Below are 19592 nucleotides of genomic sequence, written 5' to 3'. Positions count from 1 at the left end.
GGGTGACGAAGAGGCGTGCCTACGCGCCCCCGGCGCCGACCTCGACCTCGGGGGTGTGAGGAACTGACCTGCACACTCTGCGACTTTGGTCCGGGGCTTGATCGCGAGGGGAGTCTCGCAGCCTTGAACCTCGACGGTCCCCGGTCCCGGGGTGCCGGCCCTTCAGACGTTCGAGGTCGGCAGCGACGTCCGGGCAATCCACCGACGGACGTGAACGACATTCCAGATCAGGCCCCCTACAGCGATGACGGCAACCGCAGCAAACTGCCCAACGGTGAGGACGTCACCGGAGCGCGCCGCGATCACGGCACCCACGAGGCCGATTGCCAGCACCGCCGCCAGGAACCCCCGTTGCCAGAGCATCACCCGACGCCAGTGGCGTTCGATGTCCTGATCCATCGGAGGCTCCCAAGGAGTCGTCTGATCTCTTACGTCCATCATCCCATTGAGCTACGACATACCCGCCTGCCCTGCGGCAGAGGCTGAGGGTCGGGTTCTCACACAGACACGCGCGAGCCTGGAGAAGAACGCGCCGATGATCACGTCCAGGATCGTGCCACCGCGAGGAGCCCTACCGGATCCACGCCACGCTTCACCGCGAACCAGCGGGTCACGGCTCCGGGGATCGGAGCGTGCGGTCACCGTGAGCTATCAGCAGTCTGTTGGGCTGGGGTGCGGGCTGGCTGAAGTCTCCGCGGGGGAATCCGTCGATCCATAGGGGCCGGTGTTCCTCGATGCTGGCGTAGTACTGGTTGCGCCAGTGGCCTCGGACCCAGTGTCCTGCGGGTGTGCGGCCTTCGGCGGCGGCCCGGGCCGCGGCGACTTCGTGAGCTGCGATTTCCGGGCGGCGCAGCGCGATGCGGCGGAAGCTCTCCGGGCGGATGTTCGCGTTGCGGGCGATGGCGCGCACCGACTGGTGGATCTTCGGGGAGTCCTCGCGGGTCAGGGGCTGTCTGGCGAGCGCGGAGAGGGCTCTGAGGATGGAGATGCTGTGCGTGCCTGCGTGCGCGGGGCTGTCCCACGGAACGAAGTAGCCGAGGTGGGGGAAGAGGGCGGTGAGTTGCACCGTGATGCCGTTGATGTCGTATGCCCCGGGCGGCTGGCGGATCCAGGTGAAGGCGTTGACGCCGTCGTCCACGCACGCCCAGGTGATGGCGGTGACCGGCGGCAGGTCCGGGCGTGAGGACACGAACGCGGCCGACGGGACGGGCTTGGCGAAGAACAGGAAGCCGATGGGGGCGAGGAATTCGTCGTGCCGGACGCGCTGCTGGGGGAAGGTCTGGGCGGCGGCGGTCACCATGTCGCACATGGCCGCGTCCGCGTAGACGGTGTCGGCGTTCTGCCATGCGGCCAGGGGGAAGAGATCGTCCGGCGTGAATAGCGCCATCCGCTCTTGGACAGTGGCGGACGGCCATCGCTCGGGCCAGGCCATCTTCCCGTAGTCCCCGAGCCCGTCGGCGGCGAGATAGCGGGTCCAGTGGTCCGAGCCGAGCCACCCAGTCATCGCCGCCTTGAGCCGGATCGCGTCGGCCGGCGTCACGCTCCGGGCTGTCTGGGCGTGCCGGTGGGGATGGGCGCGCTGTGCAGCGGCTTCACCTGCGGAGTCGGAGCGGATGGCGCGTGCCCGGCCGCCCCTTTTCCTGATCGACGGGCCGGGGGTCACGACGTGCTGTCCGCGTCGGCCGGATCGTCGGCGGAGGCCGCACGCCGCTCTCGCGTCGTGCGGCCGAGGGTGCGCTCCACGTCCGCGACTTCGTCGTGACCGTAGGCGGTGCGGATCCCGGAGGGCGACATCCCGGATGCGGTCGCGAGATCGGCGAGCTTGTAGGGACGGGGGCGCGTGAACTCCCGTCCGTAGGCGATCAGCCGGCGGATCTCGGCTTCGGCCCGCTCCTTGCGGGAGCGCGCGATGCCGATCGCCGACAACAGCGGCTCGTTCTCCTCGTAGTCGGCATCCGCAGCGGCCTCAAGGTTCCGGACCATCTCCTCCCGCTCGGCGTGGATGGAGTCGCAGATGTCGCTGTAGACGTCGTCGGGCAACTCTCCCGGCGCGGGCATCGGGTGGCAGATCGCGGCGATGTCGCTGAATACGCTCATGCCCTACAGCATGCGGTAAAAACTGCGATGATCGCAACGGAATGCGGTGATCGCATTGGAGTGGGATGGCCGCATCGTGGCTTCTCGGTCTGTGGCACGCGACTTGACGACCGAATCCCGGCCCAGGGCAGGAGCGTTCTCTTATGCCGTGGAGTCACGGGAGTACCGCGCCGGATCACCGCAGTCGGGACGGGCTCGCCAGCGGGGACGCACGAGCCGTCAGTGGCGGCAGGCGCATGCAGAAGTGACCGGGCGCATCGATCGCTCTCGGGGTTGGCTCGGACGGGCTGACGGAGGCCGATGCACCGGGCGGGTAAGTCGGGCCGTTCGGCCGTTCCGCAGTACTTCCGCCGCAGCCGATCGCGGGCGGCCGGGCCGCACTTCGTTGCCTCCGACAGCCACGGCAGGGGCCGTAGCACCCGAAAGTGCCCTCCGAAGCGTGCCTACGTCCAGGGCAATTGCCCGCCGCCCCAGTTCTGCGCTGGCGCAGGACTCGGTCGCGTTGACAGCTTCTGGAGGTGGGCGTCGTGACACCCTGCGCAAGCTCACCGATGGGCCACCACTCGGTGCCGCGCTGCGCGCAAGGGCCCCTACTCGCACATCGGTGGCGTGCCTGCACACGCCACGGACCTCATCGGCGAGCCCGGCTCATTAACCTCCGGCGAGGGAGCCGGGCCACTTTGAAAGTGCTCCGCGATCAAGGGCTGGAAACTGCCCTCTGCGGCGCCGCCCTTCGGGGCATACCAGAGCGGGGAAGGAGGTAGGGCGACAATCATGAATAACTGCACCACTCTTGCCCGCAGTCGCTAGCATGCAGCCCTCCTGACTGATTGTCATCTAGCTGCCCAGAAACGGGGTTGGCGTCCATGCCTCTGGTGTTCGTCCATGGAGTCGGCAACCGCATCGACGGCCGTCATGCGCAGCTGACCCGCGCCCGGGACGACTTGTTCCGCCGCCATCTGCTCTCGCCCCACGTACGGGCGGACGGACGGCAGATCGCCGTTCACAACCCCTACTGGGGCGGCATCGCGTCCTCGCTCGCCTGGGGTGGTGCGAGCATCCCCGAGCGCGGCTACACGGACATGGAGCACCTCGGGGCGGAGGACCACGAGGATGTCCTGGCGGGCCTGGGGGCTGCCTTTGTCCCTTCCGGAACCCAGCTGCCCCCGGTGCTGGCCACGGCGCGGCTGGGACTGGGGGAGGCCGTCGACCTGCTGTGGGCGGCAACAGCTCTGGAGCACCCCGAGGACTCGGAGGAACTGGCCGAGATGTCCCGCGTGGCGGTCGCCTACGCAGCAGCGAACCCGCATCCCGAGTGGCTGGAATCAGTGCACACAGATGCGGAGTTCATCGCACGACTCCATCAAGAGCTGGAGTTGTCACGTGCCGCCGATCACCAGCCGTCAGACAGCGGCCGGGGCTCGGCGGAGGGTACGCAGTGGGAGAGCCTCGGCGACCAGCTGGGCTGGTGGGACTCCATGCGCGCGGCGGGGCAGAAGCTGGGACAGGCTGTGGTGAACCGCACGGTCGGTGCGGGCGCCGAGGAGTTTCGCAGCCGGGCGGGAAAGCAGGCGGCGCTGTTTCTCGGCGACATTTTCGCCTATCTCCGGCAGAACACTGCGCCGGCCGGTCTGCGTACTGCAGGCGACGGCAGCGCATCCGCAGACGGCGGGTCGGCATCGGGCTGGGGAGACATCGCAGAAGGCGTCGCGAACGCCATCATGGCTGCTCAGGCTGAAGCGGAGCCGGGTGACCCGCTGGTGATCGTCGCGCACAGCATGGGCGGCAACATCGTGTACGACGTTCTGAGCGGCCTGCTCAGCCCGGCAGATGTCCAGGTCACTCTCCTGGTGACGGTCGGCTCTCAGGTGGGTCTCTTCGAGGAACTGAAGCTGTTCTCGTCGAGCAGAGGCGACCTGCCCGGTCCGGCGGCACTCAAGGTTCCGCGTCCGAAAACGGTTCAGCGGTGGCTCAACGTGGTCGACTACAGCGACCCGCTGGCGTTCGTGGCCGAACCGGTCTTCGACGGTGTGGAGGATCTGCTCTACCGGACAGGCCGTCTGCAGGCGCACAGCGCTTACTTTCTGCAGCCGCGTTTCCACTCCCTGCTGGCCGCCCGGGCCGGGCAGATCGCATGACCCTTGTGTTCGACCGGATCGACTCCGCGGTGCCGCAGGTGCACGCCCTAGTCATCGGGGTGGGCGGATACCGCTATCTGCCAGGCGGACAGGAGGAGGTCAGCCCTGCTCTTCTCCGTCTGGGGCAACTGCTGTCGCCGCCCTTGTCGGCGGCCGCGTTCAGTGACTGGACCGAGACCGAGCTCCGGCACCCTGGGGCCGAACTGGGCAGCATTGATCTCCTTGTCTCCTACGCCCCCAGCAGTGAGTCCACGCACCGCCGCGATGTCGGCATGCCTTCGACCGGCGCGGTCAAGGCTGCCGTACGGCAGTGGAAGCAACGCTGCGACACCCACCCCAGCAACGTCGCCCTGTTCTTCTTCTGCGGCCACGGTCTGGAGTACGGCAGTTCGTACCTGCTGCTGGAGGATTACGGCGCCGACATCGACGAGGCTCCCCTGGAGGCCGCGTTGGATCTGACGCACCTGGTCAAGGCAATGCGGGGGTGCCAGGCCAGGGACCAGTACTTCCTGGTGGACGCCTGCCGCACCACGCCGCGCTCGTGGAGTCTCATCGATCTTCCGTCGGGGGTCCAGCCGTTGGCGTTCTCCCCCACGGCCGCGGACCGGCGTGAGGAAGTGGGCGTACTCCAGGCTGCTGCGGGGGGCGCCAGGGCGTGGGCACCGGCGCAGGGGCGTGGGCCGACCTTTTTCACAGCGGCACTCCTGGAAGCACTGCGAGGGCAGGCGGCGGTCTACGACGACGAGTCGGAACGCTGGCATGTGCTCTTCACTCGGGTGGTCGAGGCGGTGTCCGAACTCTGTGTAGCAAGCCAGGTGCCGGACGCCCGCGTCCAGGGCATCAAGCCGTGGCATCTGCTGACGGGGCCGCCGCGTGTGTCCGTCGTGGTCCGCTGCCGCCCCGAGAATGCGGCGGGACAGGTGAATCCGTCGCTGAAGCCGCACGACCCGGCCGCCCCTGAGCCTGATGAATGGCAGCTGCTGCAGAGCAGTTGGCATACGCAGGCCACTGCGGGACAGCATGAGCTGGAGGTGCCGTACCGGCACGGCGGGTCCTTCATGCAGCCGCCCTCCCGATCGGTGGAGATCCGTCCCCCCTCACGCACGTTGTGGGCCGACTCGGGGGAGGCGCGGTGACGAAAGTGCGCCTGGTCCTGCCGCCTGATGCCGGGGAGCCGGGCACCCCTGTAGCTGTGGAGGCAAGCGGCGGGCCCCGCGGAGCGACGTGGACCGGCGTGGCTGTGGTGGGACAGCGCACTCCCCTGCCGCTGGCGCCGGGGTCCTACGTCATCCGCGGCACGCCGCCCTACGGGCCGCTGCTCGAGGCGACATGTGAGGTCCCGGTGGATCGCACCACGGTGGACGTGCGCCTCGAACCGGTGCCGCATCCCAGCTCACGCAACCCTGATGCAGTCTCGGGCTTGTCCCGGGGACCGGTACTTCGGCCGGGCGACCTGGCAGCCTACAGTGCCGGATTCATCGACTGGCTCTTGCAGCCTCTCGCCCGCTGGGAAGCACTGTTCCAGCGGCCCGCAGGCGGGTGGCAGGTCGCTGTCGTCCGAGCTCGTCAGGGGGACCAGCCGCGTACATTGATCGCACCTCGGCCCGTTCTCGCACCGGGTACTGAGCTGAAAGATGTACGCACCGGGGCCTCGCCTACGTATCTGCGGCTCACCGGGCCCGCGCCCGACGGGCAGGAGGACGCAGCGTCGTCATCGACGTGCTACGTGGCGCTGCCGACGATGACGCGTGCCCGTCTGCGGGTCCTGCTGGAAGCGATCGACGAAGGCACCGAGAACGCCGGGGAAGCCGTGGCACGCGTGCAGCTGGCGGACCGGGATGCCGATGCGCTGTTGGCGCATATGACGGCGCACCGTCCCGTGCGGGCCGCGCAGATCGCCGACCGAATCAGGGGCCGGGAAAAGCTGTTGGCTAGGGGGGATGCCGCACCGGCGTGCCTTCTGGGCTATTTCCTGCTGACTCACCGAACAGCTGCCGGCCCCGATCTGTCGGCGTGGACGTCCGCGCTGGCCGAGCGGTTCGCCGACGTTCCCGACGCGCTTGTGATCCACGCCGCCGCACTCACCGCACAGCATGATCCACTCTCCGGCCAGGTGCGGGCGTTGCTACTCAAAGCAGCGGATCCCGATCTGGGCCTGCCGCGGTTCACCCAAGGGCTGCGGCTGCTGGTGTCCGTACTTGAGGATCTCCGCGCCTTCGACGACAGCAGGGGGATGGTCCATCAACGCACGGCAGACGCTTTGGGGCTGGCCCGCGGCTGGCTGGTCTCCGTCGATCCCGATCAGTTCCTCGCGACGTACGACGGCCGCAGCCCTCTTGCTCCCCCCGGTCTGCCGCCGGAGTGGAGTCCGTCATCGGGATCCGTTCCGGCGGAACGCCCAAGAGCCCGGCCCATCGCCGAGTACCTGGATGAGGCGCTGCGCGCGCTGCCGAACGGCATGAAGCTGTCGGACAGTGTGAGGCGGGCGGGCCCTGTGACAGTAGCCATGGACGTCCTCGGCACAGGGCCCGGCGCTGTGGAGGCCGTGCTCACCGTCTGGCGTGAACAAGGCAGTGCGCGGCGTTCTGTCGGGGATGTAGCGATCGCCTACGGTACGTCGGATGGCAGCACGGTCATCGCCGTGACCGACGCGGACGGGCAAGCGGCGTTCTCTCTGGCTCCCGGTGGCGGGCGCCCTTCGGATAAAGACCGCGGCTCCCGGGCACATGGGTTTTCACTCGCCCCGACGCAGCAGGTCAGGCATATCCCGCTGGTCCGGGTTCCGGGCCGCGATGTCGTACTGGCCGCCGATACTGCTGAGCGCAGCCGGCTGCAGCACCGTGTGCAGGTGGGTGGAATCACGTTCGACCTTCAGGAGTACGACGACCGCTCAACCGGGGCTCCCACCTTGCGGGTCGAGGCGCACGCCTCCTCCTTGAAGGGGTGGGCGACGTTCCTTGCTCGGCCCGCAGCCGCCCTGGATGCCGTCCACGAGCTGTACGCCGTTCCGCTCGTTCCGCGCGGCGGCGGCCTCGGGAGCGGGGCGCTGGACATGGGGCCGGCCACAGTCGGCCTGGACTGGTATGTGAGTCCGTTCCTGACCCGCTCCATCGATCCAGACGTGGCCAAGCGTTCCCTAGCGCGTGCCAGCGACTCCCGGACAGCGCAGGCACTGGACAAGGCAGTCCGCGGCGGACATTCCACATGGTGAGGAGACTGGCTGTGTCCAAGGAGTGGGGCGCGGTGCGGCGTGTCCTGTGGGCGGGACGGTCATGGTCGCCGCCCCGCCTGCGCAGGCGCCGGAAGGTGAAGATGACGGTGGTCGTCGCCGATGGGCCAAGAGCGACAGCGGAGTGCTGCGTTCTGCTGGTGACGTATCACGCCCGAACTTCAGGGGCCGAGCGTGGCAGCGGAAACGGGGGCAGCATAGACGAGGGGCGGCTGCCGCTGGCGGCAAGCTCACCCGCACCGTCAACAGATCGTGCCTTCGACGAAGCGGTGGAGGCTGCTCATTCGTGGGCCGCCGGTCAGGCCCGCTATCCGCGCACAGGATCTCTCACCTGGCAGCTTGCCCATAGCGACGGACGACCGGTCTCTCGGGTCGAAGGCGGTTCCCTCGGGGCCGCGATGGCGACCGCCCTGTCCTTCCTGCTGATCCTTCACAAGGGTGCGCGTCGTCCGGTCGACCCCCAGGCCGTGCTCAGTGCCACCGTCGATCCGACAGGGCTCCTGGGCCCGGTCACGCATCTCGGCACGAAGGTCACCGCACTGGCTCAGCCCCGGATACGGCTGGGGATTGCCCTGCCGGACCGGGATGCGGCCGAGCGAGCGCGCACCGGCAGCACGCCGGATCTCGCCCCCCTTGTCTCGGTGGCCGAAGCTGTCGGTCACAGCAGGCTGCGGCGTTCTTGGAGACTGGCCGCTGCAGTGATGGCGCTGCTGACGGGACTGGGCACCGGCGGGTGGGCGTGGCAGCAGCAGGAGGCGAACACGCAAGCGCAGCGCGACCGTGAGGTAGCGGATCTGCTAGCCCGGACTGATGCGGCGCTCGGGTCGGCTCCCCAGTGTGCTGCGTCGTATGCTCTCAAGGCGCGCACACTGCATCCGGGCGCCGAGGACACCCGAGCCCGGCTGCTGGCCGCCGCGTACACCGACCCCAGGCTGCACGACGTCCTCTCTCTCGACGCGGCCTCGGCCGCCGTCGCGTACACGGCTGACGGCCGGTCACTTGCCGTGGCCGAAGGGGACAGCGTCCTCGTGTACGACGCCGGCGACAAGAAGCTGCGCACGCGCATGCCATCCCTGAAAGGTGACAAAGTCACCCATCTTGTCCCGCTCGGCAACCGCGGGCTTGTGGCGATGACCACCTCCCGGGGCACTGTCCGGCTCTGGGATCTCACCGCTCCAACCTCACCTGCGCGGCTGCTGGCCGACGGCCAGGATGACGTGATCGCACTCGCCACGTCCCGGGACGGCACACGCCTGGCCTGGGCGGGCACCAAGCCGGTCGTCACCGTCGCCACCGTCGGCACGCCCGAGATGCAACGTCTACCGGTGAAGGGATCCTTGCTCACCTCTCTGGCGTTCGTATCCGCCAAGACCCTCGTTGTCGGTTCCGCGCCCTCCCAGCGCGATACCCCCGCTCTGCAGGCGCTCGATCTCACCGGGCAGGCGCCGCCCCGCACTCTTCAGTCCGGAGGCGGTCCGCTGCGCGGGAACAGCGTCGGCGCCATCGCCGTGCAGCCGCAGCGGCATCTGATGCTGACCGGGAACTTCAACGGGACCTTGAACGTCTGGGACACACGGACCCTGGAGAACACCGCGACGATCTCCCCGGAAAGGGGCGATGGCGCATGGGGGATCGGCGGCCTCGCTCTGGGCAGCGACGGCCGTACGGCCCTCGTCGCACGGAACAACGGGCTGGGACTGACCAGCGGCTCACCCATGAATACCGTCCAGGCGTGGGACCTCATAGAGCAGCGCCCGATCGAAAGCCCCTATTTCGGCGACCGGTTCGTGTTCACGGCCGCCCTTGCCCTTCGCCCCGGGACGAACGAGGCAAGCATCGTCACCACCTCCGCCGCAGTCACGGTATGGCGGGCTCCTCAACCGCCGGCGTTCGACCGCCCCATCGTGTCGGTGCTGGCGGACCCCCTTCAGCGCTCGTCGGCCCTGGCCTTGGACTTCGAAGGAACGCTCACCCGCGTGCGAGCCGACATCGGCACGACGACGACCGTCCTGCGGGCTCACCGAGACAACGCATACGCCATGAGCATGGCGCTGTCCCCTCAGCACGACATGCTCGCTATCTCCCACACCGACGCCTCGGTGAGCGTGTTCAGCTACCCGAAGGGCCGTCTCCTGCGCACGCTGAAGGCGCCCAGCCGCACAAGCCTGTACCGGATCGCCTTCGCTGCGGATGGAGACCGCCTGGCAGCCGGCGGCGATCGAGGCACCGTGTACCAGTGGAACCCCGCTACCGGAAACCTGCTGAGCTCCTTCGGCCACACGGGGTCCGTGGCCTGGCTCTCGTTCACAGGGCCAGGAAACCGGCTGGTGGCGACCTACCACGACGGCGACGCAAAGCTGATCAGCCTCTCCGGCACCCAGCGCCCCGTCAGGACGACACAGCTGCGATACGGCTGGGGTTCCGCCGTCCCGGACCAAGCTGGAGGCTTCTACGTCGGGTTCGCCGACGGCAGCATCGCGCAGTACACCGATGACCTCACTGCGGTCCGGGACCTTCCTGCGCAGCACACCGCGAACGTGGTCGCGATGGCGCTCTCCCCCGACACCCGCACACTGGCAACGGCCGGTATGGACGAGGAGGCACTCCTGACCGACCCACGCACCGGAACGGTGCTGCTGAAGCTGCCCGGCACCGATGTACTCGGCAAAAAAGACTCTCCGTTCTCCCACGCGGGATACGCCTCGCTCGCATTCACCGCCGACGGGCGCCACCTCGTACTGGGGACCACCGCAGGACACACTCAGATCGTCCACCTGACGGAAGACGCGGTCAGGTCGCGGGTGAGCCACCTGGCCGACACCGCCGCTTCGGACCAGAGGTGCCGATGAACACCCCCGGACGTGATCACGAACAGCACCTCAAGGAACTCCTGGCAGGAGACTGCACTCCCCTCCAGGCCGCCGAGGCACTCTGGTACGACCGGCTGTGGTTCGACGCCTGCTCGCGGGCTGCCCGGGCCGGCAGTACGTGGCTCTTCGACGAACCGTCCGACCAGGAGAGCCTGCTCGAGCAAGTCCGCCGCTTGCTCGCCGAATACGTCCCGCACGCCCTGCCCGCCATGCAGGCGATCCTGCACGCGGCTCGCGCCGCACACTGCCTCGCTCACCAGAGTGGTCTTCGCGTGGTGCACCACCGTGTACTCGCAGCCCTCGCCTGGGCCGGTTCCGGACGACCAGAAGACTTGGTCTGGCCTGAGGAGAGCGGCGGCTCATGGCCGGAGCTGCCGGACGATGCCGGGCCGACAGTCACCGACTCGCTATCCAGCGCCAACCCACACCTGCCATGGGACCAAGTTGACGACCTGGTCCGAGTCCTCAGGTCGGACCCACCAGAGTCCGCCCGCTCCTCCACGACCCCTGTCATCTCCGATGCGGCAGACGGACACGTCATCCGGCTGTACCTCACCGCCGTCGAAGACAGCGCAGAGCGGGCACTGCCCGAGGCGTTCTTCGCCACCCTCCTGCGCGACGCGTCACGCACCACGGCTCAGATCGCTCGCGCCTTCAGCTGGGCCAGGGCTCGCGAAGGCTTCCCCCGCGGAACCGGCCTGCGATGGCAACTGCTCGGCCACAACGGCCAGCTGATCAGCGACTGCCTGCCTATCGACGCCGGCGCCGCCGCCGCAGTCGGCCTGACCTGGATGTTCCTACCCCGGACCCGCCGGGTGAGCCGCCAGGACCCCACCGCAGTCGTGCACGCCGCGCTGGCACCCAACGGGCTACTCGTTCCCGCACCACCACCGGAACAACTCAGCCTGCCCAGTAGCACACCTCTGGTAGTAGCAATCGGCCACCGCCCGGCAGCAGCCCCGTCCGCCCCGTCCTCGGCAGGCGACCGAATGATTCGACCTCGCCGCGATGTGGCCGACGCCTGGAAAGCCACCCGCCGACCCAAAGGCAGACGCACAGCGGTCATCTCGCTCCTGACCGCCCTCATGCTGACCGCCGCCGCAGGCCTCGGCTGGAACTGGCTACAGTCCAGCCAGGACAACAAGAACCATCAGGCAGCAGACGACCTCGCCTCAGCCGCCCTCCAAACCGGGCCCGACAGCCCCGCCGACGCGCTGCGGAGAGCGCTCGCGGCCTCGGTCCTGGACCCCGACAATCCGCGCGCCCAGCAAGCTCTGCTGGCGGCCAGCAGAAGCGAGACGGACCTCAGCCGTATTGTTCCCACCCGCCTGCCCCGTCTGCGCCAACTGGCGCTCAGCGCCGACGGCCGCTACCTGGCCGCTGTCGGCGCCGACCGGAACCTGCACCTGTGGGACACCCAACAGGTCGAGGACGTCACCCCCGCTCACCCACCTCACGCGGTGAACGCCATGACCTTCGCGCCAAAGGGACACCTGCTGGCCGTCTCCAGTGAAGCCGGGCTACAGATGTGGGATGCCTCGACCGGCACGGCCACGCGAACCCTGGACGGGGCTGAGTCCGCCGTCTCTCTCGCCTTCGACTCCGAGGCTCAGTCCCTGGCGGCGGGAACCACAGACGGCAAAGTGCTGCTCTGGCGGAAAGCAGAACGCCCAGGGGAGAAGCCACTCGTCCTGGGCCGACGTCCATCTCCTGTGCGTTCGGTGTGTTTCTCCTCTGCAAGCACTCTCGCCGTCACCGGCACCGACAAGACCGTCACCGTGTGGAGCGCCAACGCCCCCAGCTCTCCCTCTCACGTGGCGAAACTGGTCTCGGCCGGCTCGTCCGTCATGTGCGTCAGCAAGGGCCGCATCGTCGCAGTCGACCGAAGCAAGCTCTACTTCCTGTCTCCCACCCTCACAGAGCTCAGGAAGCCCGTACAGCTGGTGCTTGACCCCGGAGCGGTGTACCGGCCCGGTACGGACTCCGTGCTGGTCGCCCTCGCCAACGGCGTCAAGGAGATCAGTGTCGACACTCTGACCTCGCTAGACGAGGAGAGCGATGCTCTGGGCGGCGGCACCTTCTACGCGGCCAACAGCCACCCCGGAAATATCGCCGCAGCCAGCAGTGACGGAGACACCGTTGCCGTTCCTACGTCGGAGGGCGATATCCGGATCTACCGAGGCCCGAAACCGACGGGCGCCACCGACCGAAGGCTGTGGTCCGCCCTCGCCGTCTACCCGCTTGATCACCGCGACCGAGTACTGGTCGTTGGCGGTGGGATATGGGGACCAGGGCAACTGACATTGACCGACTCACGGACTGGCAAGGTCCTCGCATATCGCGCTCTCGGAGACCGTGTACGCAACACCGGCGGACAGCCCACAGCCTTCAGCCAGAATCACAATCTCGTGGCCACACCGACGAATACCAAAGGCATCCTGCTCACGAATATCGGCAAGAACGGTATCGGCGAGCCGTTCCCTCTGCCCAGACCCTCGGTCCCGGCAAACGCGTCGTCCCAGACCCGCAACGAAATCCTGACTCCCGTCGGAGCGGCCTTCGACGACGAACGGAATCTCCTCTTCGCCTTCTGGGGACGTTCGGTGATCACCTACAAGATCTCCGGCGGCGCCGCACCCAAGGAAGTCTCGCGCACCTCAGTGCGCACCTCCCTAGGAGGCATGGTGTTGTCCGACGACGGCACTCTGCTTCTGGCCGATACCAACCGAGGGCAAGAAGCCCACATCATCGACGCGAGAGGCCGGGTTAAGGCCTCGTCCGAGCAGATCTCGACCCGCCCGGCACTGTTGCTGACCCCGGGCCCCGGGCAGAGCCTGTTCACGGCGAGCATCACAGGCCAGGTATTCCGTTACACGCGGAACGCGCAAACCGGAACCTGGTCCGAGTATCCGATGCACGGACACGAGAGCTTGCCCGTACTGCTGCGGGTAGACGGCAAGCTCGTCATCTCGGCGGGGCAGGACTACACCCTACGGCTCGCCCGTGCCGACAGCGGGCAGGAGTTGGGCGAAGTGCGCATGCCCTTCCTCGTGCCGACAGCCGAGTGGGCTGGCCAGGGAACGTTGCACATTCTTTCTAATTTTGATGAACGCTTCTCGGTGCCCGTCAGTGTGCAAGCTCAGCGCCGCCTCGCATGCGCATTGCTCGGCAACGCAGCCCCCAGCACAATCGCCGAAGCGTGGGCAGATGCCGACACCAGCAGGTCAACCGCAGTCTGCCGGTCATCGTGACACCGCTTCCCTCCACAGCGCCTCCAGGCTGGCCGTACAACGGCTCTAAGGTTACGAACGAGCAACGGTTCCCGGCTGCCGCTGAGACACTGCTCGCGCAGTTCGAAGTCGACCATCCTGGAGCCTCGCCGGGGAGTTGCTGAGACAGATAGGCACCTGAGACAACCGAACTGTTCCTAACCTCCAGTTCGTGGCGCGCGGCCTGCTGCTGCCCGGCCTCTCCCCCGGCGACCACGACGCGTGGCGGGCCGGACCGCTCGGTCCCGACGACGTGGAGCGCGTCCGGCGGCTGGCCGCCGCGATGCTGCCCGAGGCGCACGCCGTGCCCGTCGACGACGGTCCCGAGCCCCGGCTGCCGGTCCCGGAGCGGCTGCTGCGGGCCTTCCTCGACGCGGTGGCCGACACCCTGCCGCGCTCCCCCGCCGCGCCTCTCCTGTCGGGCGGCCCCGCCTACGGGTCACCGCTTCCGCAGCGTCTGCCGCACGCGCGCGCGTGGGCCGCCGACGTCGCGGCGGGGCACGACGCCGGGGTGCGGATCTCGCTGCGCGTCGAGGTGTCGGGACTCGACGGTCCCGGGGAGACGCCACGGCTGCGCGCGGTGCCGCAGGTCCACTCCCTCACCGATCCCGGGGTGGTCGCCGACGCGGCGGACGTGTGGGCCGCTCCGGAGGGCGCCGCCGGGGACACCGCTCCGGCCTTCGGCTCCCGCACGCGCATGGACGTCCTGCTGGCGCTGCGCCGCGCGGCGCGCGCCTGGCCCGTCCTGACGCCCCTGCTGTCGGCCTCCGTCCCGGACTCCGTGGACCTCCTGGACGACGACGTCGAGGACCTCCTCGGGGACGGGGTGCGCGCGCTGTCCGGTGCCGGGGTGGAGGTGCGCTGGCCGAGGGAGCTGTCGCGGACGCTGACCACGCGCGCGGTGGTGGGCCCGCCGGACGGGCGGGGACGGCCGCCGTCGTTCCTGTCGGCCGACGCTCCGGTGGGCGTCGGCTGGTGGTTCGCGCTGGGCGGGCGGGAGCTGTCCCGGGAGGAGCTGGACCGGCTCGCGGAGGCGAACCGCCCGCTCGTGCGGCTGCGCGGGCAGTTGGTTCTGATCGACCCTCAGGAGGTCCGTCTCGCCCGCTCCCGGCAGGACCGCAAGCTCGACCCCATGGAGGCCCTGGGCGCGGCCCTGACGGGCTCCGCGGAGATCGACGGCCGTCTCGTCGAGGTGCGGTCCACGGCTTGGCTGGAGGGCCTGCGGGAGCGTCTGACGCCGCCCGGGGACCGGGAGCCGACGGCCCAGCCGGCCGCGCTCGCGGCGACCCTGCGGGACTACCAGCGGCGCGGGCTGGACTGGCTGGCCCGGATGACGTCCCTGGGCCTCGGCTGCTGTCTCGCCGACGACATGGGTCTCGGCAAGACCGTCACACTGATCGCGCTGCACCTGCACCGCCAGGCCGACCCCGGGTCGGCGGGGCCCACGCTCGTGGTGTGTCCGACGTCGCTGATGGGCAACTGGCAGCGCGAGATCGAACGGTTCGCGCCCGGCACGCGCGTGCGCCGCTTCCACGGGCCGCGCCGGGACCTGGAGGCCCTCGCGGACGGCGAGTTCGTCCTCACCACGTACGGCACGCTGCGGCTGGACGCGGCCCGGCTCGGCGAGGTGCCCTGGGGGCTGCTCGTCGCCGACGAGGCGCAGCACGTGAAGAACCCGTACGCGGCGACGGCCCGCGCGCTGCGGACCGTCGGGGCACGCGCGCGGGTGGCGTTGACCGGCACCCCGGTCGAGAACAACCTCTCCGAGCTGTGGGCGATCCTGGACTGGACGACACCGGGTCTGCTGGGCCGGCTGACCGCGTTCCGCGCGCGGTACGCGCGTGCCGTGGAGGGCGGCGCCGACCCGGCCGCCGCCGAGCGGCTCGCCCGGCTGGTGGGACCGTTCCTGCTGCGCCGCCGCAAGTCCGACCCGGGCATCGCCCCGGAGCTGCCGCCGAAGACCGAGAGCGACCACCCGGTGCCGCTCACCCCGGAACAGGCGGGCCTGTACGAGGCGCTGGTCCGCGAGACGCTCGCCCTGATCGCGGACGCGGACGACATGGCACGGCGCGGACTCGTCGTGAAGCTGCTGACCGGCCTCAAGCAGATCTGCAACCACCCCGCCCAGTACCTCAAGGAGGACCGGCCGCGGGTCACCGGACGCTCCGGGAAGCTGGAGCTGCTCGACGAGCTCCTCGACGGCGCCCTCGCCGAGGGTGCGGGCGTCCTGGTGTTCACGCAGTACGTGGCGATGGCCCGGATCATCGAGGGGCATCTGCGCGCGCGGGGCGTCGCCACGCAGTTCCTGCACGGCGGGACGCCGGTCGGGGCACGCGAGTCGATGGTGGGGCGTTTCCAGGACGGGGAGGTGCCGGTGTTCCTGCTGTCGCTGAAGGCGGCGGGGATGGGGCTCAACCTCACCCGGGCGGAACACGTCATCCACTACGACCGCTGGTGGAACCCCGCCGTCGAGGCGCAGGCCACCGACCGCGCCTACCGCATCGGGCAGACCCGGCCGGTGCAGGTCCACCGGCTGATCGCCGAGGGGACGGTCGAGGACCGCATCGCGCGGATGCTGGACCGCAAGCGGGAGCTGGCCGACGCCGTGCTCGGCTCGGGCGAGACGGCTTTCACGGAACTGACGGACGCCGAGCTGGCCGAACTGGTGGAGTTGCGAGGGGGACGCGATGAGCGGGCGTGAGGGGTACGGGGAGTCGACGTTCGAGGTGGCGGCGCCCGCGCGCGGGCAGGCGTTCACTCGCACGTGGTGGGGGCGGGGCTGGGTCGCCGCCCTGGAGGACGGCGTGCTGGACAGCGCCCAGATCCGGGCCGGCCGGCGCCTGGCGCGCGGGGGCGCGGTCGGCGCCGTGTCGGTGCGCCCGGGCCGCGCGACGGCCGTCGTCCGGGACCGGGACGGTACGGCGCACCGCGCGGACGTCCTGCTGCCGGAGCTGTCGGAGGCCGGCTGGGACCGGCTGCTGGCGCTCGCCGCCGGGCGGGCCGGGTACGTCGCCGCGCTGCTCGACCGCGAGATGCCGGCGCATCTGGTGGAGGACGCGGCGACCGCCGGTGTGGATCTCCTGCCGGGGCTGGGCGAGTTGGAGGCGTCCTGCGACTGCGGCGCCTGGGACCACTGCGGGCACACGACCGCGCTGTGCTACCAGGTGGCCCGTCTCCTGGACGAGCACCCCCTCGTCCTCCTGCTGCTGCGCGGGCGCCCCGAACAGGCTCTGTTGGACGGCCTCCGGGCCAGCGCCGCCGCCCCCGCGCACCCGTCCCGCCCCGAGGGCGTCGACGCCGGCTCGGCGTACGCGTCCGTGCCCGCCGAGCTGCCCGCCCCGCCGGAGCTGCCCGCGAGCCTGGGTGTGCCGCCTTCCCTGGACACCGGGACCGAGCCGCCCGGGGGCGTCGTCCCGTCCGCTCTGGAGGTCCTGGCCGCGAGCACGGCCCGCGAGGCGCACCGGCTCCTCCGGGAGGCGTTGCGCGGCCCGCTCCCGGCGACCGGGTGGACGCTGTCCGAGGACGCCGTCCGTCTCGCCGCCGAGGACCCGTCGGCCCCCGGTGCGGCCGACCGGCTCGCGGCGGGTTCGGGGCGTGACCGTGACGGGCTCGGCCTCGCCGTCCGCGCGTGGCGGGAGGGCGGGGCGGTCGCGCTGTCGGTCCTGGAGGAGGAGTGGACCCCGGACGGCGGGGCGGCGGCACGCGCGCGTGCGGCTCTGGACGCGGCCTGGGAGCCGGACGAACGCCCCGCGCTCCGGCCGCGCGCCAACCGCTGGACGGTGGTCGGGGCGCCCGCCCAGATACGTCTGGACCGCGCGGGCCGCTGGTGGCCCTACCGCAGACGGAACGGCCACTGGACCCCCGTCGGCGGACCGTCCCCGGACCCGGCCACGGCTCTGGCGGCGGCGTCCGGGGACGAGGAAGGTCTGGAGCGAGGAGACACGCCGGCATGAGCCCGGCCCGCCTTCAGACGCGCCCGCCGGCGCACAGCCGCCGGACGGTCGGGCACCGCTCCCAGGACGCGGACGCCTCAGGGCAGCAGTGACTCCAGATCGCTCGGGATCAGCCCGCTGGGAATGAGCCCGCTCGGTATCGCCGTCGGCAGGCGCGTGGGGAGCCGGGTCGGCAGGAGGCTCGTGGGAAGGCCGCTGGGAAGTCTGACGGAGGGGGCCGACGTCGTCGAGGCGGTCGGCGGCTTGTCGTCGTTCGCGCCGCCGCCCCGGGTCGTCAGGACGACGACCAGGACCACCGCGACACCGAGCAGCGCGGCCAGGGCGGCGAACAGGGGCGTACGGCGCTTGCGGCGGCCCGGGAAGGGCCGGTGGTCGCCGGTCGGCGGTGGTCCGAAACCACCGCCCGAGGGCGGTTGCGGAGGCATGGGCGGAGTGGCCATGGCATCCACCCTGAGGCCGCCCGGGACCCGGCGGCGAGCCCCGCGCGGAAGCTTGGTACCGGGTCATGCCGGGGAGGACATGATTCCGGCGTATTCCACGCACGGAACACCGGGGAGGGGACGTACACGCCGTACGCGCGGGGATGAGGGGCACGGCCCGCGACGGAGGCCCGGCTGACGCACCCGCCCACCGACCACCCGCCCACCGGAGCGGACCCCGCCCGCACCCCCGCCCCCGAATCCCCCGTACCGCCCACGCGCGCGTGCCCGTTCGGCCGGTACGGTCACCCGTTCCGGCCGCCCTGGACACCAACCGGCACGCGCGCGTGGAGTCGGGGATCAGCCTCGGGCACCCAGGAGGTGGTCCATGGCGAGCTGGTCGAGGCGCTCGAAGGCCATGCCGCGGGCGGCGGCGGCCTCGGCGTCGAAGTCCTCGAACGCGGAGCGGTCGGCGAGGAGCGCGTCGAGGCCGTCGGCGGCGGTCTGCTGGGCCAGCTCGTCGAGACGGGACGCGCGCAGCGCCTCCTGGACCTCCGGGTCGGCGCGGAAGGCGAGCGCGCGCTCCTTGAGGATCAGGTAGTTGCGCATGCAGCCGGCCGCGGACGCCCACACGCCGTCGAAGTCCTCGGTGCGCGGGGGCTTGAAGTCGAAGTGCTTCGGACCGGCGTACCCGGCGCTCTCCAGCAGGTCGACCAGCCAGAACGCGGAGCGCAGGTCACCGGCGCCGAAGCGCAGGTCCTGGTCGTACTTGATGCCGGACTGGCCGTTGAGGTCGATGTGGAACAGCTTGCCCGCCCACAGCGCCTGCGCGATGCCGTGCGGGAAGTTGAGGCCGGCCATCTGCTCGTGGCCCACCTCGGGGTTCACGCCGTACAGCTCGGGCCGCTCCAGGCGGTCGATGAACGCCAGCGCGTGGCCGACGGTCGGCAGGAGGATGTCGCCGCGCGGCTCGTTCGGCTTGGGCTCGATCGCGAACTTCAGGTCGTAGCCCTGCGTGGTGACGTACTCGCCGAGGAGGTCGAACGCCTCCTTCATCCGGTCGAGGGCGACGCGGACGTCCTTGGCGGCGCCGGACTCGGCGCCCTCACGGCCGCCCCAGGCGACGTACGTCTCGGCGCCCAGTTCGGCGGCGAGGTCGATGTTGCGGATCGTCTTGCGCAGCGCGTAGCGGCGTACGTCGCGGTCGTTCGCGGTGAACGCGCCGTCCTTGAAGACGGGGTGGGTGAAGAGGTTGGTGGTGGCCATCGGCACCTTCATGCCGGTCGTGTCGAGGGCCTCCCGGAAGCGCTTGATGTGGCCCTCGCGCTCGCTGTCCGAGGACCCGAAGGGGATCAGGTCGTCGTCGTGGAAGGTGACGCCGTGGGCGCCCAGCTCCGACAGGCGCTGAACGGTCTCGACCGGATCGAGCGCCGCGCGCGTGGCGTCGCCGAAGGGGTCCCGTCCCTGCCAGCCGACGGTCCACAGGCCGAAGGTGAACCTGTCCTCGGGGGTGGGCTGGTAGCTCATACCGCGGCTCCTTGCTACGTACGACTATTTCGTCATGGCCGTTTACAAATTAGTATGCGGACGCATCCGAGGGAAGACCGATCTCGCCGA

At 70.2% G+C, this 19592-nt stretch carries 11 protein-coding genes and 1 pseudogene; 7 read left to right on the top strand and 5 right to left on the bottom strand.

Features of this window, described 5'->3' with window-relative positions; genetic code table 11:
- Positions 1-162: 162 nt before the first annotated feature.
- The 3 genes from ABZX85_RS17380 to ABZX85_RS17370 all read right to left on the bottom strand — a co-directional run bounded on the left by ABZX85_RS17380 (position 163) and on the right by ABZX85_RS17370 (position 2097).
- Entirely contained in the window at positions 163-399 is a 237-nt protein-coding gene (locus ABZX85_RS17380; RefSeq protein ID WP_355868553.1) for a hypothetical protein, read from the bottom strand.
- Positions 400-610: 211 nt separating this feature from the next.
- Positions 611-1540, bottom strand: coding sequence for a hypothetical protein (locus ABZX85_RS17375; protein WP_355868550.1), 930 nt, complete (start codon positions 1538-1540; stop codon positions 611-613).
- Positions 1541-1659: 119 nt separating this feature from the next.
- Complete coding sequence (locus ABZX85_RS17370) at positions 1660-2097, bottom strand: hypothetical protein (protein ID WP_355868547.1); 438 nt, start codon at positions 2095-2097, stop codon at positions 1660-1662.
- A gap of 866 nt (positions 2098-2963) precedes the next feature.
- Here ABZX85_RS17370 and ABZX85_RS17365 point away from each other — a divergent pair.
- The 7 genes and pseudogenes from ABZX85_RS17365 to ABZX85_RS17335 all read left to right on the top strand — a co-directional run bounded on the left by ABZX85_RS17365 (position 2964) and on the right by ABZX85_RS17335 (position 17556).
- Positions 2964-4235 carry a hypothetical protein gene (locus ABZX85_RS17365; protein WP_355868544.1) on the top strand — a complete coding sequence of 424 codons (1272 nt, stop codon included), beginning with the start codon at positions 2964-2966 and terminating at the stop codon, positions 4233-4235.
- Positions 4232-5371 (top strand): caspase family protein, encoded by a 1140-nt coding sequence (locus ABZX85_RS17360; RefSeq protein WP_355868541.1) that lies wholly within the window; start codon positions 4232-4234, stop codon positions 5369-5371. Before ABZX85_RS17365 ends, ABZX85_RS17360 begins: the two co-directional genes overlap by 4 nt.
- 590 nt (positions 5372-5961) lie before the next feature.
- A complete protein-coding gene (locus tag ABZX85_RS17355) occupies positions 5962-7446 on the top strand; it encodes a hypothetical protein (RefSeq protein WP_355868538.1) in 1485 nt (494 codons plus the stop codon).
- Positions 7447-7862: 416 nt separating this feature from the next.
- On the top strand, positions 7863-10313 hold the full coding sequence (locus ABZX85_RS17350) for a WD40 repeat domain-containing protein (RefSeq protein WP_355868535.1): 2451 nt from the start codon (positions 7863-7865) through the stop codon (positions 10311-10313).
- A complete protein-coding gene (locus tag ABZX85_RS17345) occupies positions 10310-13585 on the top strand; it encodes a WD40 repeat domain-containing protein (protein ID WP_355868532.1) in 3276 nt (1091 codons plus the stop codon). The genes ABZX85_RS17350 and ABZX85_RS17345 overlap by 4 nt, the downstream gene beginning before the upstream one ends.
- A gap of 181 nt (positions 13586-13766) precedes the next feature.
- Positions 13767-16304 (top strand): annotated as a pseudogene (locus tag ABZX85_RS17340) (DEAD/DEAH box helicase); the annotation flags it as partial.
- On the top strand, positions 16291-17556 hold the full coding sequence (locus ABZX85_RS17335; RefSeq protein ID WP_355868529.1) for an SWF or SNF family helicase: 1266 nt from the start codon (positions 16291-16293) through the stop codon (positions 17554-17556). The pseudogene ABZX85_RS17340 and the gene ABZX85_RS17335, both read left to right, overlap by 14 nt.
- 77 nt (positions 17557-17633) lie before the next feature.
- Here ABZX85_RS17335 and ABZX85_RS17330 read toward each other — a convergent pair whose 3' ends face one another.
- Positions 17634-17996, bottom strand: coding sequence for a hypothetical protein (locus tag ABZX85_RS17330; protein ID WP_355868526.1), 363 nt, complete (start codon positions 17994-17996; stop codon positions 17634-17636).
- A 339-nt stretch (positions 17997-18335) separates the two neighbouring features.
- Complete coding sequence (gene xylA / locus ABZX85_RS17325; RefSeq protein ID WP_355868523.1) at positions 18336-19502, bottom strand: xylose isomerase; 1167 nt, start codon at positions 19500-19502, stop codon at positions 18336-18338.
- Between the last annotated feature and the right edge of the window lie 90 nt (positions 19503-19592).

It is taken from the genome of Streptomyces sp. NPDC004539 (genome assembly GCF_040610055.1).
In the GTDB taxonomy this organism is placed as follows: Bacteria; Actinomycetota; Actinomycetes; order Streptomycetales; family Streptomycetaceae; genus Streptomyces.
Note: the sequence above shows the minus strand (reverse complement) of the source record. Positions and strands in the feature narration are given on the sequence as shown.